The sequence below is a fragment of the Saccharopolyspora sp. NPDC045839 genome (assembly GCF_056431645.1).
In genome coordinates, this window is the sequence record NZ_JBWKKH010000036.1 from 58,430 (window position 1) to 77,447 (window position 19,018).

At 71.0% G+C, this 19,018-nt stretch carries 23 protein-coding genes and 1 tRNA gene; 7 read left to right on the top strand and 17 right to left on the bottom strand.

All coding sequences use genetic code 11. The features are described from left to right. The first annotated feature begins 33 nt into the window (after window positions 1-33). Together AC07EQ_RS35385 and AC07EQ_RS35390 are read left to right on the top strand one after the other, a co-directional pair. On the top strand, window positions 34-813 hold the full coding sequence (locus AC07EQ_RS35385; RefSeq protein WP_478392172.1) for an oxidoreductase: 780 nt from the start codon (window positions 34-36) through the stop codon (window positions 811-813). A gap of 22 nt (window positions 814-835) precedes the next feature. Further along, the gene (locus AC07EQ_RS35390) at window positions 836-2,254 is read left to right on the top strand and encodes an MFS transporter (RefSeq protein WP_478392173.1); all 1,419 of its coding nucleotides are present in this window, start codon (window positions 836-838) and stop codon (window positions 2,252-2,254) included. A 163-nt stretch (window positions 2,255-2,417) separates the two neighbouring features. Here AC07EQ_RS35390 and AC07EQ_RS35395 read toward each other — a convergent pair whose 3' ends face one another. The 6 genes from AC07EQ_RS35395 to AC07EQ_RS35420 all read right to left on the bottom strand — a co-directional run bounded on the left by AC07EQ_RS35395 (window position 2,418) and on the right by AC07EQ_RS35420 (window position 7,242). Then, window positions 2,418-3,008 carry a BBE domain-containing protein gene (locus AC07EQ_RS35395; protein WP_478392174.1) on the bottom strand — a complete coding sequence of 197 codons (591 nt, stop codon included), beginning with the start codon at window positions 3,006-3,008 and terminating at the stop codon, window positions 2,418-2,420. Window positions 3,009-3,211: 203 nt separating this feature from the next. Then, window positions 3,212-3,284, bottom strand: a tRNA-Ala gene (locus AC07EQ_RS35400). Between the two features lie 74 nt (window positions 3,285-3,358). Then, the gene (gene sepX, locus AC07EQ_RS35405; RefSeq protein WP_478392175.1) at window positions 3,359-4,126 is read right to left on the bottom strand and encodes a divisome protein SepX/GlpR; all 768 of its coding nucleotides are present in this window, start codon (window positions 4,124-4,126) and stop codon (window positions 3,359-3,361) included. Window positions 4,127-4,396: 270 nt separating this feature from the next. Beyond that, window positions 4,397-5,062 (bottom strand): GNAT family N-acetyltransferase, encoded by a 666-nt coding sequence (locus tag AC07EQ_RS35410; protein ID WP_478392176.1) that lies wholly within the window; start codon window positions 5,060-5,062, stop codon window positions 4,397-4,399. A gap of 7 nt (window positions 5,063-5,069) precedes the next feature. Continuing rightward, window positions 5,070-6,293: a molybdotransferase-like divisome protein Glp gene (gene glp / locus AC07EQ_RS35415; RefSeq protein WP_478392177.1), complete on the bottom strand. Its 1,224-nt coding sequence runs from the start codon at window positions 6,291-6,293 to the stop codon at window positions 5,070-5,072. Between the two features lie 46 nt (window positions 6,294-6,339). Continuing rightward, entirely contained in the window at window positions 6,340-7,242 is a 903-nt protein-coding gene (locus tag AC07EQ_RS35420; RefSeq protein ID WP_478392178.1) for a UTP--glucose-1-phosphate uridylyltransferase, read from the bottom strand. Window positions 7,243-7,279: 37 nt separating this feature from the next. Between AC07EQ_RS35420 and AC07EQ_RS35425 the strand changes: the two genes are divergently transcribed. From AC07EQ_RS35425 to mscL, 4 genes are all read left to right on the top strand, one after another. Beyond that, window positions 7,280-7,876, top strand: a complete 597-nt coding sequence (locus tag AC07EQ_RS35425) for a 5-formyltetrahydrofolate cyclo-ligase (RefSeq protein WP_478392179.1) — start codon at window positions 7,280-7,282, stop codon at window positions 7,874-7,876. Between the two features lie 97 nt (window positions 7,877-7,973). Next, the gene (locus AC07EQ_RS35430; protein WP_478392180.1) at window positions 7,974-8,291 is read left to right on the top strand and encodes an FmdB family zinc ribbon protein; all 318 of its coding nucleotides are present in this window, start codon (window positions 7,974-7,976) and stop codon (window positions 8,289-8,291) included. A gap of 214 nt (window positions 8,292-8,505) precedes the next feature. Then, the gene (locus tag AC07EQ_RS35435; protein ID WP_478392181.1) at window positions 8,506-9,156 is read left to right on the top strand and encodes an SAF domain-containing protein; all 651 of its coding nucleotides are present in this window, start codon (window positions 8,506-8,508) and stop codon (window positions 9,154-9,156) included. A 121-nt stretch (window positions 9,157-9,277) separates the two neighbouring features. Further along, complete coding sequence (mscL, locus tag AC07EQ_RS35440) at window positions 9,278-9,736, top strand: large conductance mechanosensitive channel protein MscL (RefSeq protein WP_478392211.1); 459 nt, start codon at window positions 9,278-9,280, stop codon at window positions 9,734-9,736. A 14-nt stretch (window positions 9,737-9,750) separates the two neighbouring features. Here the strand turns inward: mscL and AC07EQ_RS35445 are convergent, their stop codons facing one another. Further along, window positions 9,751-9,936 (bottom strand): hypothetical protein, encoded by a 186-nt coding sequence (locus AC07EQ_RS35445; RefSeq protein ID WP_478392182.1) that lies wholly within the window; start codon window positions 9,934-9,936, stop codon window positions 9,751-9,753. A 149-nt stretch (window positions 9,937-10,085) separates the two neighbouring features. Here AC07EQ_RS35445 and AC07EQ_RS35450 point away from each other — a divergent pair, with 149 nt between their 5' ends. Further along, window positions 10,086-10,364, top strand: a complete 279-nt coding sequence (locus AC07EQ_RS35450) for an antitoxin (protein ID WP_478392183.1) — start codon at window positions 10,086-10,088, stop codon at window positions 10,362-10,364. A gap of 106 nt (window positions 10,365-10,470) precedes the next feature. Here the strand turns inward: AC07EQ_RS35450 and AC07EQ_RS35455 are convergent, their stop codons facing one another. From AC07EQ_RS35455 to AC07EQ_RS35500, 10 genes are all read right to left on the bottom strand, one after another. Then, window positions 10,471-10,977 (bottom strand): Imm1 family immunity protein, encoded by a 507-nt coding sequence (locus AC07EQ_RS35455; protein ID WP_478392184.1) that lies wholly within the window; start codon window positions 10,975-10,977, stop codon window positions 10,471-10,473. Continuing rightward, a complete protein-coding gene (locus tag AC07EQ_RS35460; protein ID WP_478392185.1) occupies window positions 10,974-11,741 on the bottom strand; it encodes a DddA-like double-stranded DNA deaminase toxin in 768 nt (255 codons plus the stop codon). The genes AC07EQ_RS35455 and AC07EQ_RS35460 overlap by 4 nt, the downstream gene beginning before the upstream one ends. A gap of 141 nt (window positions 11,742-11,882) precedes the next feature. Continuing rightward, window positions 11,883-12,383 (bottom strand): MogA/MoaB family molybdenum cofactor biosynthesis protein, encoded by a 501-nt coding sequence (locus AC07EQ_RS35465; RefSeq protein ID WP_190824236.1) that lies wholly within the window; start codon window positions 12,381-12,383, stop codon window positions 11,883-11,885. Between the two features lie 256 nt (window positions 12,384-12,639). Next, a complete protein-coding gene (locus AC07EQ_RS35470; protein WP_478392186.1) occupies window positions 12,640-13,974 on the bottom strand; it encodes a S1C family serine protease in 1,335 nt (444 codons plus the stop codon). A 109-nt stretch (window positions 13,975-14,083) separates the two neighbouring features. Next, complete coding sequence (gene galT, locus AC07EQ_RS35475; RefSeq protein WP_478392187.1) at window positions 14,084-15,157, bottom strand: galactose-1-phosphate uridylyltransferase; 1,074 nt, start codon at window positions 15,155-15,157, stop codon at window positions 14,084-14,086. Further along, complete coding sequence (locus AC07EQ_RS35480; RefSeq protein ID WP_358578795.1) at window positions 15,154-15,945, bottom strand: DeoR/GlpR family DNA-binding transcription regulator; 792 nt, start codon at window positions 15,943-15,945, stop codon at window positions 15,154-15,156. The genes galT and AC07EQ_RS35480 overlap by 4 nt, the downstream gene beginning before the upstream one ends. 180 nt (window positions 15,946-16,125) lie before the next feature. Further along, window positions 16,126-17,559 carry a HAMP domain-containing sensor histidine kinase gene (locus AC07EQ_RS35485; protein ID WP_478392188.1) on the bottom strand — a complete coding sequence of 478 codons (1,434 nt, stop codon included), beginning with the start codon at window positions 17,557-17,559 and terminating at the stop codon, window positions 16,126-16,128. Then, window positions 17,556-18,251, bottom strand: coding sequence for a response regulator transcription factor (locus AC07EQ_RS35490; protein WP_478392189.1), 696 nt, complete (start codon window positions 18,249-18,251; stop codon window positions 17,556-17,558). The genes AC07EQ_RS35485 and AC07EQ_RS35490 overlap by 4 nt, the downstream gene beginning before the upstream one ends. A 136-nt stretch (window positions 18,252-18,387) precedes the next feature. Continuing rightward, window positions 18,388-18,540, bottom strand: a complete 153-nt coding sequence (rpmF, locus tag AC07EQ_RS35495; RefSeq protein ID WP_132492918.1) for a 50S ribosomal protein L32 — start codon at window positions 18,538-18,540, stop codon at window positions 18,388-18,390. Window positions 18,541-18,631: 91 nt separating this feature from the next. Beyond that, on the bottom strand, window positions 18,632-18,883 hold the full coding sequence (locus tag AC07EQ_RS35500) for a type B 50S ribosomal protein L31 (RefSeq protein WP_132492920.1): 252 nt from the start codon (window positions 18,881-18,883) through the stop codon (window positions 18,632-18,634). Window positions 18,884-19,018 lie beyond the last annotated feature (135 nt).

The window sequence follows — 19,018 nt, forward strand, 5'->3', positions numbered from 1 at the left end:
TCACTGGTGTATTCATCGTTCGGAAGGAATGGCATGGAGTTCAAGCTCGCGGGTAAGACAGCGCTGGTCACGGGCGCCAGCAGGGGAATCGGACTGGCCGTCGTCCAAGCCCTGACCGCGGAGGGGGTGCGGGTCGCGGCGGGCGCCCGCACCACCAGCGACGCACTGCTGGAGGCCACGCCCCTCGTCCGCCGGGCCGACCTGACCTCAGCGGAGCAGAACGCCGAGTTCGCGGAGTGGGCGATAGCCGAGCTGGGCGGCGTCGACCTGCTGGTGAACAACGTCGGCGGATCGCCCGGGCGGCCCGACGGATTCCTGTCGATCAGCGACGAGGACTGGCAGCAGGCATTCGAGCTGAACTTCTTCAGCGCCGTCCGCACCACCCGCGCGGCGCTGCCGAGCCTGATCGAGCGCCGCGGCGCGGTGGTCAACATCGGATCGGTCAACGCCCGGCTCGCGCTGCCGCGCCTGATCGACTACGCCGCCGCCAAGGCCGCGCTGGTCAACTTCGGCAAGTCCCTGTCCGAGGAGTTCGGCGAGCGGGGCGTGCGGGTGAACACGATCTCGCCGGGGCCGACCCGCACCGCGGTCTGGACTGCCGACGACGAGATGGCCGCAGGCTGGGCCAAGAGCATGGGCGTCAGCCACGAGGAGTTCCTGGCCCAGGTGCCGCAGGCGACCGGCCTGAACACCGGGCGGTTGGCCGAGCCCGAGGAGATCGCCACGCTCGTCGTCCTGCTCGCCTCCGGCCGGGTGCCCAACATGAACGGCTCGGACATCGTCCTGGACGGCGGAATGCTCAAGGAAGCCTGACCCGAGCGCGAAGGAGAACCTGGTGCAGCAGGACATCGCCGCGGCAGCGCACCTCCCGCTCTGGCAGCGGCGCCCCGGGGTGTCCTTCGCCGTGTTCGGCACCGTGCAGATCACCCTCATCGCCGCGATGACGCTGATCTCGGTGCTGCTGCCCGCGATCCAGCGCGACCTGGGGCTCGACCGGGCCGAACTGGCGCTGGTGAACAACGCCTACGCGGTGTCGTTCTGCGGGCTGCTGCTGCTCAGCGGCCGGCTGGGCGATCTGCTCGGGCTCCGGCGTGCGCTCGTCGTCGGCATGGTCGTGTTCGGGCTGGCGTCGGTGGCCAACGCCGCGGCGACGAGCTTCGCGGTGATGCTGCTGACCCGCTTCGGGCAGGGCATCGGCGCGGCGCTGACGGCTCCCGCGGCGATGGCCCTGGCCGGCATCGTGTTCCGGGATCCGCAGCGCCGCGCGAGGGCGATCGCGATCTGGGGCGGATTGCCCGTCGTGGGGGCCACGGTCGGCATCCTGCTGTCCGGCGTCGTGGCGAACTGGGTGTCCTGGCGATGGGCCTTCGTCGTGCCCGCGGCGGTGGTCGCGCTCGTGCTCGTGCTGCTGCCGCGGGTCATGCCGCCGGCTCCGGAAACGCGCCGAATCCGGGTGGACGTACTAGGCGCGGTGCTGGTCACGGCCGGATTGTGCGGCGTGTGCTACGGGCTCGTCGAAGCAGCGGAGCAGGGGTGGGCGGCCGCGGGCGTGCTCGTCCCGCTGCTGGCCGGTCTGGTCGCGCTCGGCTCGTTCGCGTTGTGGGCGGCGCGCGCCGAGCATCCCCTGGTTCCGCTGTCGTTCTTCCGCTCCCGCAAGCGGTTGATGGGGCTGCTCGGGGTGATGCTGGCTTCCTCGGGCACGTTCACCACGACCTATTTCCTGCCGCTGTACTTCCAGCAGCAGCAGGCGTTCCCGCCGTTGACGACGAGCATCGCGTTCCTGCCCTACGGGATCGCGATGTTCGCCACGGGCCTGTTCGCCGGATGGCTAGCGGTGACCGCGGGGGCGCCCCGCATGACCGCCATCGGATTCGCGGTCGGCGCGGCGGGGCTGGCCCTGCTGGGGCAGCTCGACGTCGCCTCGCCGTACGTCGGCACCCTCCTGGCCGGGCTCGTCATCTTCCCCGTGGGCGCCGCGCTGATCTTCTCGGCGGCGACCGCGGCCGCGATGGACGACGTGCCCGACGAGCAGGCCGGGCTGGCCGGCGGGGTGCTCAACACGGCCATGGAGGGCGGGCCGACGATCGGGTTCGCCCTGCTGGTCTCGATCGCCGGCGCCCACACCAGCCGGCTGACCGGCGGCGGAACCGACGCCGCCGTCGCGACGGCCGGCGGGTACGGGTTCGCCTTCACGATCGCCGCGGCCGCATACGTCGCGGCGATCGCGCTCAGCCTGCTCGCCCTCCGGAGGTGAAGTTCCGGGGCACCGCCTGGAGCGCAGAAGGCGCCGTTTTCGCGCGAAACCGGCGCTCCTCGTGAGGGCGGGGTGGCGGTTTCGCGCGAAACCGCCGCCCCGCCAGGCTCCGGGCGTCCTCGGCATGAGCGGTGACCGGAGACCTTCTGGGACGGCCTCGTTCTCAGGGACGCACGGACTGGCCGTGGCGGAAGACGTCGCGCGGATCCCAGCGGCGCTTGATCTCCCGCAACCGCGGGTGGTTCGCCCCGTAGTACAGCTCCGCCCACTCCACGCCCGAGGTGTTCCACCGGCCGTCGTTGAGGTCGATGTCCGGGTAGTCGACGTAGCAGCCGTCGGTCAGCTCGTCGTGCACCGGCACGCCGCCGGTCCGGGCGTGGACGTCGCGGTAGAACTCGCGGATCCAGCCGAGGTGGTGGTCGTCCTCGGCCGGGTCCGACCAGAAGTTCTCGAACAGCAGCTCCAGCACCGAATCGCGCTGGGCGACGGCGGTCGTCCGCGGATGCGTGTCGTTGATCCGCGCGCCGTAGGAGGCCACCAGCAGCAACGCGTCCGGGTTGCGGTAGTCCGATGTGGTCAGATGGCGGTAGATCGTGGCGACCTGCTCCGGCAGCGGCGCCGCGCGCAGGTAGGCCGACTTGTACTTGGCCTGCAGGCTCGGGTTCGTCAGCGCCGGGTTCCCGGTGCCCAGCATCTGGGTCGCCTGCAACCAGGGCAGGCGGCGGGGCGTCGCCAGCTGCGGGCGCGGGACCAAGAGAAGAGCAATCGGCCGCAGTCCAGCAAGTTCCGGCGCCGACATCGGACGGCTGGTAGGTGAGCAGGCCGGGAACGCTCCCCACCGCAAGAAGCCGACGCAAAGAATCCACCGCACCGTGGGGGGTTTGGGAGGCTCGGCCCCCAGAGATACGCGGAACGCAAAAGGCTCGTGCTCTCCGCGAGCACGAGCCTTCTATTGCGTGGAGCTGAGGGGAATCGAACCCCTGACCTTCTCGATGCGAACGAGACGCGCTACCAACTGCGCTACAGCCCCTTGTTGAGTGCTGACGAAAGCTTAGCAAGGCCCGAAATCAGCCTTCGCAGCACCCCCCTCCAAGGGGTCGCGGCCTACTCGCCGGACGCTCGCCGGTAAGGCTCCCAGGTGCGTTCGTCCAGCTCATCGAACATGGGGTCCTCGTCGTCGATCTCCACGCGCACGGCGCTCGAGTCCGGTCGGCGGTCCGCGGGGCGGCCGTCTTCGCGGTCGTCGTCCTCGTCGTACTCGTCGACGAGCTCGTCGTCGATCTCGGCGTCGTCGTACTCGTCGTGCTCGCCGCTCATCCGGGCCAGCCGCCGACTGCGGACGTCCTCTTCGATGCGGACCTGGCGGCGCAGGTACGTGAGGTAGCCCATGGTCGCCAGGTCGGTGATGCCGTGCACCCACCACAGGACCGGCCACACCATGGCGGCCAGCAGCGCGGTCGTCACGGCCAGCAGCAGCATGACGAGCACGATGCGCTGCCGACGGGCGTACTTCACGCGCGCGGCCAGCGCGGCGGCTTCCGGATCGAAGCCACCGCGGCCGGGGCGGTACCGGCGCCCGGCCCGGACGTCATCGCTGTGCACGCGTCGCCACGAGCCGTCGGCCTCGTGCTCTTCGATCTCTTCGAGGGCCTCGTCCCGGTCGGTGTCAGGCATTCCGAAAGCCTCCTCCACCTCGTCGGTTATCACGGCTCCGGGCGTCGCCGGTCGCCGTCCGCTGCCTCGCCGCACAACTCGTGCGGCCAGCGCGGAGTCGGTGGTCTTGGACACTTCTTGGCGGCGGCGAGCGAACATCGGAACCAGTACCACCAGCCACGCCGCCGCCAGTGCAGCGAAGATCAACGAGCTGGGCATGCCTCGCCACCTCCCCCTGGCCACCGGCAGCACACAAGTCTGCGATCGCCACGCTAATCACATCAGCCACTTCTGTCTCGGAGCCACGCCGAGTCACAGTGGTTCCCCAGGGACAAGAAAACCGCACGTTCAGAGCAGCCAGCGGCAACATCGACACCGGCGTGTCGGCTTCCGCACCGCCGAATGACTACGATCTTGCGTCCGTTCGGACCAATTTCGGCCGATGATCGCGGGTTTTACGGTGACGGTGCGTGATCAAGATCTCGGCGTTCAGGGCCGTCTCGCGCCGCCGGACTCGATCAGCCGGTGCACCGCGCCGCCGGGGATCTCCTCGATGGTCAGGGCGTACACGTAGTGGTCCCGCCAGGCGCCCGCCACGTCCAGGTACCGGTGGAACAGCCCTTCGCGGCGGAAACCGGACTTCTCCAGGACCCGCACGCTCGGCTGGTTCTCGGGCCGCACCGTGGCCTCCAGCCGGTGCAGTCCGACCGCGCCGAAGCAGTGGTCCACCGCCAGCGCGACGGCAGCCGTGGCGATCCCGCCGCCGGCCAGCCGCGCGGCCACCCAGTAGCCGATCCACCCGGAGCGCAGCGCGCCGCGGACGATGTTGCCGACGGTCAGCTGGCCGGCGAAATCGCCGTCGACGGTGATGCTGAACGGCAGCGCCTGGCCGCGTCGGGCCATGCCGCGCAGCGCGCTCCACTGCGCGGGCCAGGCCATCCGCGCGTTCCGCTCCTGCCAGCCGCCGACCGCGGTCGGCTCCCATTCCTGCAGGTAGGCGCGATCCTGCAGCCTGATCCGGCTCCAGGCGGAGCCGTCACGCAGCCGGGGCGGGCGCAGCGCGACGGCGCCCCGTGCGGTGATCAGCGGGCCGAGGCGCGCCGGCCAGCCGGGGTGGCGGCCGATCGGGAACCCATCGGCGTCGGCGGGCTGCATCGGTGGCTCACGCGCGCTGCGAGAGGAACCGGACCTGCACGTCTTCGCCGGCCGCGACTTCGGTGGTGTCCTCGTCGACCACCACCAGGCAGTTCGCCTCGGCCAGCGACGCCAGCAGGTGCGAGCCCGAGGTGCCCAGCGGTTGCACCAGGTAGGAGCCGTTCTTCGGGTCGCGCAGCAGCTGGCCGCGGAGGAAGCCGCGGCGCCCCTTCGCGGAGCTGATCGGGGTGAGCAGCTCGGCGGACACGGTGCGGCGGTGCGGGTTGATCTTGCCGAGCGCGGCGCGGATCAACGGCCGCACGAGCACCTCGAAGACGACCAGCGCGCTCACCGGGTTGCTGGGCAGCACGAAGGTCGGGATCTCGTCCGGGCCGAGCCGGCCGAAGCCCTGCACCGAGCCGGGCTGCATGGCCACCCGGCTCGCGTCGAGCTCGCCCAGGTCGGCCAGGGCCGCCCGGACCTCGTTGCCCATCGCGCCGCCCGCGCCGCCGGCGATCACCACGATCTCGGACAGCAGCAGCCGCCCTTCGACGACCTCGCGCAGCCGGCGCGGGTCGCTGTTGACGATGCCGACGCGGGTCACCTCGGCGCCGGCGTCGCGCGCGGCGGCGGCCAGCGCGTAGGAGTTGACGTCGTAGACCTGGCCCTGCCCGGGCGTGCGGTCGACGTCCACCAGCTCGTCGCCGACCGAGATCACCGACACCCGCGGCCGCGGGTGCACCAGCACCTTGTTGCGGCCCACCGCCGCCAGCAGCCCGACCTGCGCCGCGCCGATCGGTGCGCCGCGGCGCACCGCCACGTCGCCGGTCTGCACGTCCTCGCCGGTGCGGCGGACGAACGCCGCCGATGGCACCGCCTGCCGCACCGTGACCTTCGCCGGGTGCTCGTCGGTGTACTCCAGCGGCACCACCGCGTCGGCCAGCGTCGGCAGCGGCGCACCGGTGACCACCCGCACCGCCTGCCCCGGCTGCAACCGGCGCGGCTGCCGCGACCCGACCGGGATCTCCCCGACGACCGGCAGCACGGTCGACTCGTCGGCGGCCGTCTGCACGTCGACGCTGCGCACCGCGTAACCGTCGACCGCAGCCTGGTCGAATCCGGGCAGCGCCTGCTCGGCGACGACCTCTTCGGCGCACAGCAGGCCCTGCGCCTCGGAGATCGCGACCCGGACGGGCGCGGGCCGGACGGCCGCCGTGAGTACGCGTGCGAGCTGCTCGTCCACTGACCTCATGGCTGACCTCTTCCCGCGTGCCCGAGCCGTGGCCTGGCGCAGCGTGTTAGCTCCTGCTCATCCGTTGGACGAGCCAGTCTCGCAAGTCCGGCCCGTACTCGGGATCCTCCAGCGCGAAGTCCACCGCAGCTTTGAGGAAACCGCCAGGATTTCCCAAGTCGTGTCGCCCACCGCGATGAACCACCACGTGCACCGGGTGACCTTCGGAGATCAACAACGCTACGGCATCGGTGAGCTGCAGCTCACCTCCGGCACCTGGCTCGATGCGCTTGAGCGCGTCGAAGACCGCGCGGTCCAGCAGGTAGCGACCGGCGGCGGCGAAGGTGGACGGGGCCTCGTCGGGCGCCGGCTTCTCGACCATGCCGCGGACCTGCTTGACATCGTCGTCATCGGTGTCGGTGACGTCGAAGATGCCGTAGGCGGAGATCCGCTCGCGCGGCACGTCGAACGCGCACAGCACGCTGCCGCCGAAGCGGGCGCGCACCTCGGCCATCCGCGTGAGCACGCCGCGCGGCAGCACGAGGTCGTCGGGCAGCAGCACCGCGACCGCGTCGTCGTCATCGGTCAGGTTCGGCTCCGCGCAGCCCACGGCGTGGCCGAGGCCGAGGGCCCGCTCCTGCACCGCGGTCTCCGCAGCGATCAGCGCCGGCCCGCGGCGGACCTTCGCCAGCAACTCGTCCTTGCCGCGGTCCTCGAGGGTCTGCTCCAGCTCGGGTTGCGGCCGGAAGTACTCGGCGACCGCCCGCTTCTCCGGCGAGGTCACGACGACCAGGCGTTGCGCACCGGCTTCGGCGGCCTCGGCAGCCACCAGCTCGATCCCGGGGGTGTCGACGACCGGGAGCAACTCCTTCGGCACCGCCTTCGTCGTCGGCAGGAACCGGGTTCCCAGGCCGGCTGCGGGCACGATGGCGGTCCGGAACGCTTTGGGCGTGCTCGTCGGGCTGCTCATGGCCAGGGAGCCTATCGGGCAGCCCTAGAGTGGACTTGTGAGCTCACTGGACGAATCGCTTACTACCAAGTCCGAGTGGCGCCGCGCGTTGCTCCAAGCACGCCGGAACGTCGCCGAGGACGCTCGATCGTCCGAGGCCACGGCACTGCAGGAGGCGCTGCTGCGCTGGCTGGACGGACAGCAGGTGCGGACCGTCACGGCGTACGTCCCGGTGGGCGGCGAGCCGGGGGCGCCCGGCACGCTCGACGCGCTGCGCGACGCCGGGCTGCGGGTCCTGCTGCCGGTCGTGGTCCGCAACGGGCCGCTGGAGTGGGCGGAGTTCACCGGCCCGGATTCGCTGCGACCCGCGGGTTTCGGCCTGCTGGAACCGGCAGGCGAGCGGTTGGGCCCGGCCGCGATCGGCGAGGCCGACGCGCTGCTGGTGCCCGCGCTGGGCGTGGACCACCAGGGCGTTCGGCTGGGGCGTGGCGCCGGTCACTACGACCGGTCGCTGCCGTTGGCCGCGCCGGACGCGCCGCGGATCGGCGTCGTCCGGGACGAGGAGTTCGTCGCCGAGCTGCCCGGGGAACCGCACGACGTGCGGATGACGGGCGTGCTGACACCCGGTCGTGGGATCGTGGCGCTACCCATGTGACATAGGAGTGTTTGCGCTGGGCACCCAACGTGACGCATTATCGTATTAGCACTCCTGCAGTTCGAGTGCCAGGACGAGATGTCGGAGGTTCACGGCCGTGCCCACTTACCAGTACGCCTGCACCGAATGTGATCACCGGTTCGAGGCGGTGCAGTCGTTCAGCGAGGACTCCCTCAGCGAGTGCCCGAAGTGCACCGGCCGGCTCCGCAAGCTGTTCAACGCCGTGGGCATCGTGTTCAAGGGCTCGGGCTTCTACCGCACCGACAACCGGTCGTCGAACTCGTCGTCCTCGACCACGAGCAACGGCTCGTCGTCGTCCTCCTCGTCGTCGTCGTCGAGCAGCAGCAAGTCCTCCGAGTCGAGCTCGTCGTCTTCGAGCAGCAGCTCCTCGACCACCACGGCCGCCGCTTCCTGATCCCCGCCTCCGGTTCGCCGACCGCAGTCACCGCGGTCGGCGATTTTCGTGTGCGCGCAGGGTGATCCCCTCAGCCGCGAGGGCAATCCGTCCGGGTGAGCCGAGTTGTCCACAGAGGACTGGTTTGTCCACAGATTTCCGCTTCCCCCTCCCGCCCGGGCCGGCGACTCCCTAACTTCGGAGTTCGTCGACCGCCGAGAGCGAGGAGTGGATCATGGCACCGAAGGACCGTCTCAACTCGACAGTGCTGCACCGCATCGGCGCGCTTTTCCTCGGCCGACCGGGCTTTCGCCTGCACGCCTTGCGCAGGGCGGCCGCCGTGGCCCTGCTGCTGCTCGCCGCCGGGCTGACCGTGCAGCCACGTCACGGACCGCCGGAGTCACGCGTCGCGGTTGTCGTCGCCGCCCGCGATCTGCCGCCCGGCCGGGTCCTGTCGAAGACGGACGTGGGGCGCCGCGAGCTGCCCGCCGACCTGGTGCCGGATGGCGCGTTGCGCGACACCACCACCGCCGAGGGCCGGGTGCTCAGCAGCGCCGTGCGCAGCGGCGAGCCGCTGACCGACGCCCGGTTCAACGGTCCCGCGGTGGCCTCCGGCGGAGGCGGGACGGCGGCCGCGCCGATCCGCCTCGCCGACCCCGAGGTGGCGGACTTCCTGGTGCCGGGCAGACGAGTGGACCTCGTCACAACCCTCACTCGATCAGGTGCGGATTCGGTGCTCGCAGAGGACGTCCGAGTCGTCGCCGTGCAGGCCCCGCAGGGCGACAGGGACCAGGGCAGACTCATCTTCGTGGGACTACCGGAGCAGGCGGCTGCGACGGTCGCCGCAGCCGCCCTGAGCCAATCGGTCACCGTTACCCTCCGCTGAGTACGCGTCACGCGCCCGATCCCCATCGATTCGGCGCGTCATCCATCCGTGCCGCGGACGTCGCATCCCTCGAACCGGCGTTCGCCCGGACACACCCATGATCTGGAGAGGAGCTCCCAGCGTGCTCAAGGGCTTCAAGGACTTCCTGATGCGCGGCAACGTGATCGAACTGGCCGTGGCCGTGGTCGTCGGTAGCGCGTTCACCGCGCTGGTCACGTCGTTCACCACCAGCATCATCAAGCCGGTCATCGCCGCCACCGGGGGCGGCAACGTCACCGGCCTGAGCATCCAGCTGCGCGTCGGCAACGAGGCGTCGATCATCGACTTCGCCGCGGTGATCAACGCGGTGATCACGTTCTTCATCACCGCGGCCGTCGTGTACTTCCTGTTCGTGCTGCCGATGAAGAAGCTCACGGAGCGCCGCAAGAAGGGCCAGGAGGAAGACCCGGCCGACCCGACCGACGTCGAACTGCTGCAGGAGATCCGCGACCTGCTGCGCCGCGAACAGGGCCTGCCGAAGATCGAGGGCCTCGCCGTGAACGAGAAGACGAGCGTCTCGGGCGACGGCCAGCAGAAGTGAGCCTGCGGCCGGGCTCAGCGCGCGTCGTGGTGCGGCGGCCGGTTCTCCCGGTACCAGCGCTCCTCGTCGCCCGCGGGGGCCCGGTCCGGGCGGTCGTCGGAGGTGGTCTCGGGGAGGACGTCGCCGAAGATCTCGGCGAGCTTGCGCCGCCGTTCCCGCTCGTCGGGATCGGAGGTCTTGCCGGAATCGTTCGCGGTCACGCCTCCATCGTCCCCCATCGCCGCGAGTGCGCGTGCGGACCTCCGGACGCAGGTGTGAAGTCGGTTACAGTTAAGACTGCTAGACGTCGAGGCTGCGGGAGCGGCGCCAGGCGTGGCTCACCGGGTGTCGAAGCCACGGGAGGCGAGAGATGAGTTTCCTGGACAAGGCCAAGGAACTGGCCAACCAGGCCAAGGGCAAGGCCGAGGAACTGGCCGAGAAGGCGGGTCCGAGCGCGGCGAAGGGGCTCGACGCGGCCAAGTCGAGCCTGGACAAGGCGACCGGCGGGAAGTACCACGACAAGATCGAGAACGTCAGCCACAAGGTCGAGGGCATGATCAAGCGGGACCACCACCCGGACGGCCAGCCCCCGAAGGACCCCGATGAGAAGGGCCCGGAAGGCGGCGCGGAACCGCCGAAAACCCCCTGACCCGAACGAAAAGCCCGTGAAACACGACGGTGGCGGCCCCCAACGGGAGCCGCCACCGCCGTTCTCACCCAGCTCAGGCCGTTTCCAGGCCCCTGCCACCTGCGCGCTAGGCCGCGCCCGCCACCGCGAGCCGCTGGATGATCCGGCCGTAGTAGTCACCGGCGACCCATTGGACCGACGGCGGCCGCTGCCCGCCGGTCCGGCAGAACTCCCGCAGCGCTTCACGCGCCTGTTCGATCGGGATGACCGTGAACCTGTCGTGGTAGTGGTCTGTGTCGTAGTCACTCGCCAAGCGGGGAGCCTCGAGCGGAGGCGCAGGGTTGAACGTGACCCACAGGTGCTGAGCGAGTGGGTCGTCTAGATGATCTTCGGGATCGACGTTGAGGAACCACAGCAACGCCGCGTAGCCGGAACCTGGATCCGCAACAACCCGAAGCTGGTGATCACCGGGCTGGTCCGCCGCGACGTCCCGGCCGAACTGCAACCACCCCGCGGTGTTGCAATCGCCCTTGTCCAGCGCGTCGCTGATCGCCTGCTCCATTCCCACCCACGAGCTGACGTGGCGCCATCCAGGATCAGCGTAGGCGGGCAGATCAGTGCTGAGCGTCGTCATGATGGCGGACTCCCTCCTTGCAGCACGTATGGTACGGCGGCTCCGGGTATCCACACCGTGATCGAGTGCCCACGCGGCAATATAGCCCGCACTGCTGGGCCGCATCCCCAATCGCCGCGACAGATCCCCCGGGGGTTGTTGATCACCACGGTCAGGTGCCGGATGCCCTGCTTCCGCATTTCCATGGCGACCTTGGTCTCGACATGCGTCGCGGCAGCAACCGGAACATCGGCCCGGCGCTGCTTCGGAAAATGGAGGCTGGCCTTCAGAAACCCGTCGATCTCCCGCGAGACTTCATCCTGTTGGCTCCGCAGATCTCGGTCGATCAGCGCCGGATTTCCCTCGTCGTCGAATGCAAGGCCGACAGTGGGCTTGAGATGCCGAATCTCGTCGCGTACGGCGTCCGACCATTCGACGGTGTTGAACGTGGCCGAGCCCGGGGCTCCGACGGACTCCGACGGACGAGTGGAAGGACTGGTCGCCTCGTGGCCGAGCCCGGGCCTAGCGCCTCCCGCACCAGCGATCGACTGGCGCCACTGGAGTACTGCATCGTGGATCTTGCTCAGCATCTGGTCGAGCCGAACGAGCTCGTTGGCCGCCCGATCGGCACATTCCAAGGCGTGCAGTGCGTCTTCATCCCGGGAACCGAGCAACAGGCCCAACCCGTCCGGCTGGCCGGCCTCGTCCAGACATTCCTGGGCACGCACGACGCCCTGTTGCCCAGCGCTGATCCCCTCGAGGGCGACATCGACGTCAGCAAGCACCCTCTCCAAGGCCGACACAGATCAGCCCTGACCCGCACGAGTGCGCTGGTGTCGTCGCATGGTCGCGAGCGTGCCCGGTACCACCGACAACACGACGGTGGCGGCCCCCAACGGGAGCCGCCACCGCCGTTCTCACCCAGCTCAGGCCGTTTCCAGGCCCGAGAGTTGTTCGATCACGTGGGTCACCAGGGGCGTCAGGGTGGCCATGCCGTCCCGGACCGAGGCCCGGGAACCCGCCAGGTTCACCACCAGCGTGCTGCCGGAGACCCCGACCAGGCCGCGCGACACGCCCGCCTCGACCGCGCCCGCCGCCAGGCCGGAGGCCCGCAGGGCCTCCGCGATGCCCGGGACCGGGCGGTCCAGCACGCCCGCCGTCGCATCCGGCGTGACGTCCCGCGGCGACACCCCGGTGCCGCCGACCGTGATCACCACGTCGACCCCGCCGATCACCGCGGTGTTCAGCGCGTTGCGGATGTCCACTGTTTCCCCGGCCACCGCGACGGTGCCGTCGACGATGAAACCGGCCTCCTCCAGCAACTCGGTCACCAGCGGACCGATGTTGTCTTCCTGCTCGCCCTGGGCGACCCGGTCGTCCACCACGACGACGAGGGCCCGGCCCAACCGCTGCGCGCTGCGTTCCATGCCGGTAACCGTAGTGCCAAGGAGTGCCCCGTTCAGATCCAACGAGCCGGTGAGATCGACCATTCGCACGGCCCGCCGCGGAACCACGGTGCCTGTTTCGTCGGACATGTTCCTCCCAGTTCTGCAATGCCCCCGAGCGGTTTTCGACCGTTTTGCGAAGCCTGCGCCGCCGACCGCGCCGAGCCGCTCGGAGGGGGCGGAGCGGACCCGGCACGGTCGACGCGGAACGCGGCCGGCGAACGGCCGCGCGTTCGGATCATCCCTTCTGGCCGGCCAGGGTGGCGTCCACGGTCCGGTCCCCGCCCGGGCCGGTGACGGTGATCGGCAGCCGATCACCGGGCGCGTGCGAGCGGACCGCGGCGATCAGCGAGTCGGTGTCCAGGACCGCCCGGTCGCCGATCCTCGTGATGACGTCGCCGGACCGGATTCCGGCCTGCTCGGCAGGCCCGCCGGGCGTGACGTCGCGGACCTGCGCGCCCGGCTGCTGCGGCGAGTTGGTGATCACCACGCCCAGCGTGGTCTGGGTGGCCGAGCCGGTGTCCTTCAGCTCGGTGGAGATCCGCTTGGCCTGGTCGATCGGGATCGCGAAGCCCAGCCCGACCGAGCCGGCCTTCTCCTGGCTCGACCCCGGGCTGTAGATCGCGGAGTTGATGCCCACCACGTTGCCGTCCATGTCCACCAGCGGGCCGCCGGAGTTCCCGGGGTTGATCGCGGCGTCGGTCTGCAGCGCGTTGAGCACGGTGTCCTGGCTGCCCGACTCGCCACCGGCCCGCACCGGGCGGTCCTTGGCGCTGACGATTCCGCTGGTCACGGTGCCGGAGAGGCCGAACGGCGAGCCGATGGCCACGACCGGCGCGCCGACCGGCAGGTCGTCGCTGCGGCCGAGGTCGGCCGCCGTGAGGCCGGTGATGTCGGCCTTCACCACCGCGAGGTCCGACTTCGGGTCGGTGCCGACGATCCGCACCGGCGCCGAGCGGTTGTCGTGGAACAGCGCCGTGAGCCGGCCGTTCTGGGCACCCTCGACGACGTGGTTGTTGGTGAGGATGTAGCCGTCGCTGCTGATCACGATTCCGGAGCCCTCGCCGCCGCCGCGCGCGGTCACCAGCTGCAGCTGGACGACGCTGGGCAGCACCTTCTCCGCGACCTGCTGCACCGAGCCCGCCGGCGCGGTGCTGGCGCTGCGCGCCGGACGCGACTGGTCCAGCGACGTCACGGCGCCCTTGTCACCGCCGAGCTGGTACCCGACGAACCCGCCGATGCCACCGCCGACGAGGCCCGCCACCAGCGCGAGGACCGCTGCGCCCGCGACCAGCCCGACGTGCCGGTTCCGCTGCTGCGGCACCGGGGCGGCGGCGGTGTAGCCGCCGGACGGCCAGGGCTGCGCGTGCGGGAACTGCTGCGTCGCATGCGGCGGCTGCGCGGCGTGCTGGGGCTGCTGCGCGGCCTGGGCGTGCACTTGCTGGGGCTGCTGGTAGGGCTGCTGCGGAACCCCGGCAGGTGGCGTGTCGCCGGTGCCTGCGACAGGCCCGTCCGCCTGCGGCTTCGGTTCGTCCGGCTGATCGCCGGAGTAGCCCGGGGGGTGATCGGTCATGACTCCACTCTGCTCCAGACGGCTGAGAAGTGCCTGAGACTAGGCTGTGCGACAGCCTGAAAACCGGTCGGGGAACTGTGATCTGCGACTGATCGAGGGGGCCCCGCGCTCACCGCAGCCGGGCGGCGATCTGCTCCGGCGTGACGTCGTTGATCCACACGCCCATGCCGGATTCCGAGCCCGCGAGGTACTTCAGCTTGTCCGCCGAGCGCAGCACCGAGAAGACCTCCAGGTGCAGCCACGAAAGCTCCCGCCCGGTGCGCACCGGCGCCTGGTGCCAGGCCGCGATGTAGGGCAGCGGGCGGCCGTAGAGACCGTCGAGGCGGCGCAGGATGTCCAGGTACGTCACGGCGAAGTCGTCGCGCTCGGCGTCGGAGAGCGCGGTGATGTCCGGCACCTGGCGGTGCGGCACGAGGTGCACCTCGACCGGCCACCGCGCGGCCGCGGGCACGAACGCGGTCCAGTGCTCGGAGTCGACGACCACCCGGTCGCCCGCGGCGCGCTCGGCGGCGAGCACGTCGCCCTGCACGTGCCGCCCGTGCTGCGCCAGGTACTTCTCCGCGACCTGCAGCATCTTCTCCGTCTTGGGCGTCACGAACGGATAGCCGTAGATCTGGCCGTGCGGGTGGTGCAGCGTGACGCCGATCTCCTCGCCGCGGTTCTCGAAGCAGAACACCTGCTCCACGCCGGGCGTTTCGGCCAGCGCGGCGGTGCGGTCCGCCCAGACGTCCACCACGGTGCGCACCCGGTCCGGGCTGAGCGCGCCGAACGACGAGTCGTGGTCGGCGGTGAAGCACACCACCTCGCAGCGGCCCCGCGCGGGCGCGACCGGCACCATCGGCATGCCATCCACAGTGGACTCGTCGCCGGGAATGCCTTGCGCGAACGACGGGAACTGGTTCTCGAAGACGACGACGTCGTAGTCCGGTTCCGGGATCTCGGTGGGCCGTCCGGGCACGCTCGGGCACAGCGGGCAGAGCTCGGCCGGCGGCTTGTAGGTCCGCGCCTGCCGGTGCGCCGCGATCGCCACCCACTCGCCGGTCAGCGGGTCGCGCCGCATCTCCGAAGCCGGGGCCTGCGGCGGCAGTGCCCTGGTGTCCTCGGCCAGCCGCTCCCGCGCCGGGTCGGCGTCGAAGTAGATGATCTCCCGCCCGTCGGCCAGGCGCCGCGCCGTCCGCTTCACCGCTCCTCCTCCACACCCCGCTGATCGGCCAGCAGGAGTTCGACGTGCTCGGCCAGCAGCTCGCGCGCGTCGGCCGGCAGCCCCTGGTCGCTGATCAGCAGATCGACCTCGTCGAAGTCGACGATCGTGGAGATCCCGACGGTCGACCACTTGGCGCTGTCGGCGACCACGATCAGCCGCCCGGCCGCCTCGGCCAGCGCCCGGTTGGTCTCGCTCTCGTTGAGGTTCGGGGTGGTGAAGCCGGCCCGCGGCGCCATCCCGTGCACCCCGAGGAACACCAGGTCCAGGTGCAGGGAGCGCAGCGCCTGCACGGCGACCGGCCCGACCAGCGCATCCGACGGGGTGCGGACGCCGCCGGTGAGCACCACGGTGCGGTCGGTGCGGCCGCGCTGCTGCAGGGCGTCGGCGACCCGCACCGAGTTGGTCACCACCGTCAGGTCGGCGACGTCGTCGAGGTGGCGCGCGAGCGTCCAGGTGGTCGTGCCCGCGGACAGGCCGATCGCGGTGCCCGGCCGGACCTGCTCGGCGGCCAGCCGCGCGATCGCCTCCTTCTCGGCGAGCTGGCGCACCGACTTGGCCTCGAAGCCCGGCTCATCGGTGCTGCGGCCGATCGTCGAGGTGGCGCCGCCGTAGACCTTCTCCACCAGACCGCGCCGGGCGAGCGCGTCGAGATCGCGGCGGATCGTCATGTCCGACACGCCGAGCCGCAGCACCAGCTCGCCGACCTGCACCGCACCGGTGCGCCGCACCTCGTCGAGGATCACTTCCTGGCGTTGCCGCGCGAGCACAGCACCGTCCCCTCAGACCGTCGAACGGCCGCGCGGGGCTCGTGAGTGATCGTTCCGGCAAGGACCGGAACGATCACACAGAGCCCACCTGCGCGGCCCAAGCAAACAAGAACCAACACTACCCGACCGGGCTACCGACGGATGGCGCTTACTCCTTGGCAGCGCCCGGAGCGTTGCTGTTCATTGCTGTTCGATGTACTGGGGGCTGCCCGGCAGCGTCATGCGCAGCAGCGCGCCGCCCTCGGGGGCCTCGCCGGCCCAGACCGTGCCGCCGTGCCGCTCCGCGACCTGCTTGACGATCGACAGGCCCAGCCCGGAGCCAGGCAGGGTCCGGGCGTCGGAGGACCGGTAGAAGCGCTCGAACACGTACGGCCGGTCCCCGGCCGCGATGCCGGGCCCGCTGTCGGCGACCTCCAGCACGGTGGTGCCGCCGGTCGGCTCGGGATGCAGGTCCACCCGCACCCGGCCGCCGTCCGGGCTCCACTTCGCGGCGTTGTCCAGCAGGTTCAGTACCGCGCGCTCCAGCGCCGTCGCGTCGCCCATCATCACCCACGGCTCCAGGCGGACGTCGAACTCGATGCGCGGGGCACGGCGCCGCGCGCGGCTCAACGCGCGCTCCACGACGTCGACCAGGTCCACCGGCTCGTGCACTGCCTGCGGGGTGTCCTCCCTGGCCAGCTCGACGAGGTCGCCGACCAGCGCGGACAGCTCCATCACCTGGGCCTGGACGTCGGCGAACATCTCCGCCCGGTCCTGCTCGGACAGCTCCGGCGCGTCCGGCCGGGCCGAGGCCATCAGCAGCAGCTCCAGGTTGGTGCGCAGCGAGGTCAGCGGGGTGCGCAGCTCGTGCCCGGCGTCGGCCACCAGGCGCCGCTGCCGCTCCTGCGATTCGGCCAGGGCGCCGAGCATCCGGTTGAAGCTGGTGGTCAACCGGGCCAGCTCGTCGTCGCCGCCGACCGGGATCGGCCGCAGGTCGCCGGTGAGCGCGACGCGCTCGGTGGCCGCCGTGAGCCGCTGCACCGGCCTCAGCCCGGCCCGGGCCACCGCCGTCCCGGCGGCCGCCGCGAGCAGGATCCCGGCGCCGCCCATCACCACCAGCACCACGCTCAGCTGCGCGAGCGTCTGCTGCGTCGGGTCCATCGACGTGGACATCACCAGCGCGGCGTTCTGCCCGGTCGGCACCGCCACCACCCGGCTGTTGGTGCGCGGATCGGTGCGCAGCGACTCCCGGGTCTCGCCCTTGGCGACCGCGAGCTCGGCGATGCTCATCGGCGGCCGGTCGGCCGGGCCGACCACGACGCCGTCCGCGGACAGCACGCTGATCTTGAAGTTCTGGGCGACGAAGAACGCCACCGGCACCTGCTGCAGGTCGGCGGTGCGCACCAGCGGGCCCTCCGCGGCCTCCACCGCGCGCTCGACGAGGCTGTCGTCCAGCTGCTGGTAGAGGCTGTCCCGCACGGTGACGAAGGCCGCGACGGACACCAGCGCCACCGCACCGGCGACGCAGACCGCCGCCAGCCAGGTGACGCGGTTGCGCAGCGAGACGCGCTGGAACCGGCCTTTCGGGCGCTCGTGCGGCTCCAGGTCCGGCGGGGGTGGTGCGGGAACCGTCACGGCGGCGTCTCGCGGAGCACGTAGCCGACGCCGCGGACGGTGTGGATCAGCCGCGGCTCACCCTCGGCCTCGGTCTTGCGACGCAGGTACCCGATGTAGACCTCCAGGGCGTTGCCCGAGGTCGGGAAGTCGTAGCCCCACACGTCCTCCAGCAGGCGGCTGCGGGTCAGCACCTGCTTCGGGTGCGCCATCAGCAGTTCCAGCAGGGCGAACTCGGTGCGGGTCAGGCTGATCGGGCGCTCGCCGCGGCGGACCTCGCGGGTGCCCGGGTCCAGCTCCAGGTCGGCGAAGCGCAGCGCGGGCGGCAGCTCGTCCAGTCCCGCATCCGGCGGGCTGGCGCGACGCAGCAGGGCGCGGAGCCGGGCCAGCAGCTCTTCGAGCGCGAACGGCTTGGGCAGGTAGTCGTCGGCGCCCGCGTCGAGCCCGGCGACCCGGTCGGACACGGCGTCGCGCGCGGTGAGCACCAGGATCGGCAGATCGTCGCCGGCGCTGCGGAGGCGGCGCGCGACCTCCAGGCCGTCCAGGCGGGGCATCATCACATCGAGCACCATGGCGTCCGGGCGATTGCCCGCCAGGAAGTCCAGTGCCTGTTGACCGTCCGCAGCGAGCTCGACCTGGTACCCGTTGAACTGCAACGACCTTCGCAGGGATTCCCGCACGGCACGATCGTCGTCGACGACGAGGATGCGCATGGCCACAGTGTTACCCCTGGCCCTGAGAAGCAGCTGAGAACCCGCCGTGCGTCGCGGCACCGCGTGACATCCATCTCCACCCGAGTGCCATTCCGGCGCGCACCATCACCCTGGGTGATCGCGCGCGCCGGTTCGGTCACCGCTGCTGGAAGTGCCGGATGAGCGCGCGCGGCACCAGCTTGCGCTCCCCGTCGACGACGATCGGCACCAGGTCGGGCGCGGTCGCCTTCCACTGCGATCGGCGGTGGCGGGTGTTGCTCCGGGACATCTTCCGCTTGGGAACGGCCATGTCGGTCCTCTCGTGTTTCTGATGTTTCCACTGCTCATGGGCCGTGCATGTTTTGTGTTGCCATGGCGACACAAAACATGCACGGCTGTGATCAGCGGATTCGGTCGCCGTAGCGGCGGCGGAACTTCTCGACCCGGCCCTGGGTGTCGAGCACCCGCTGGTTGCCGGTCCAGAACGGGTGCGAGTAGGCGGTCACGTCGATCACGATCAGCGGGTACGTGTTGCCGTCCGCCCACTCCGTCCGAACGTCGGACGTGGCGGTGGAGCGGGTCAGGAAGCGGTCCCCGGTGGTGCGGTCCTGGAACACGACCGGCCGGTATTCGGGATGGATCCCGGGTTTCACGACTTCTCCTCCAAGGTCGTTCGAAACTGGTCCCCCGCGGCACGAGCCCCATGCGGGGTGCGGGCGATTTCGCGCGAAATCGACATCCGGCCCGCGTGGGGAGTGGCGATTTCGCGCGAAATCGCCCTCGCTCCC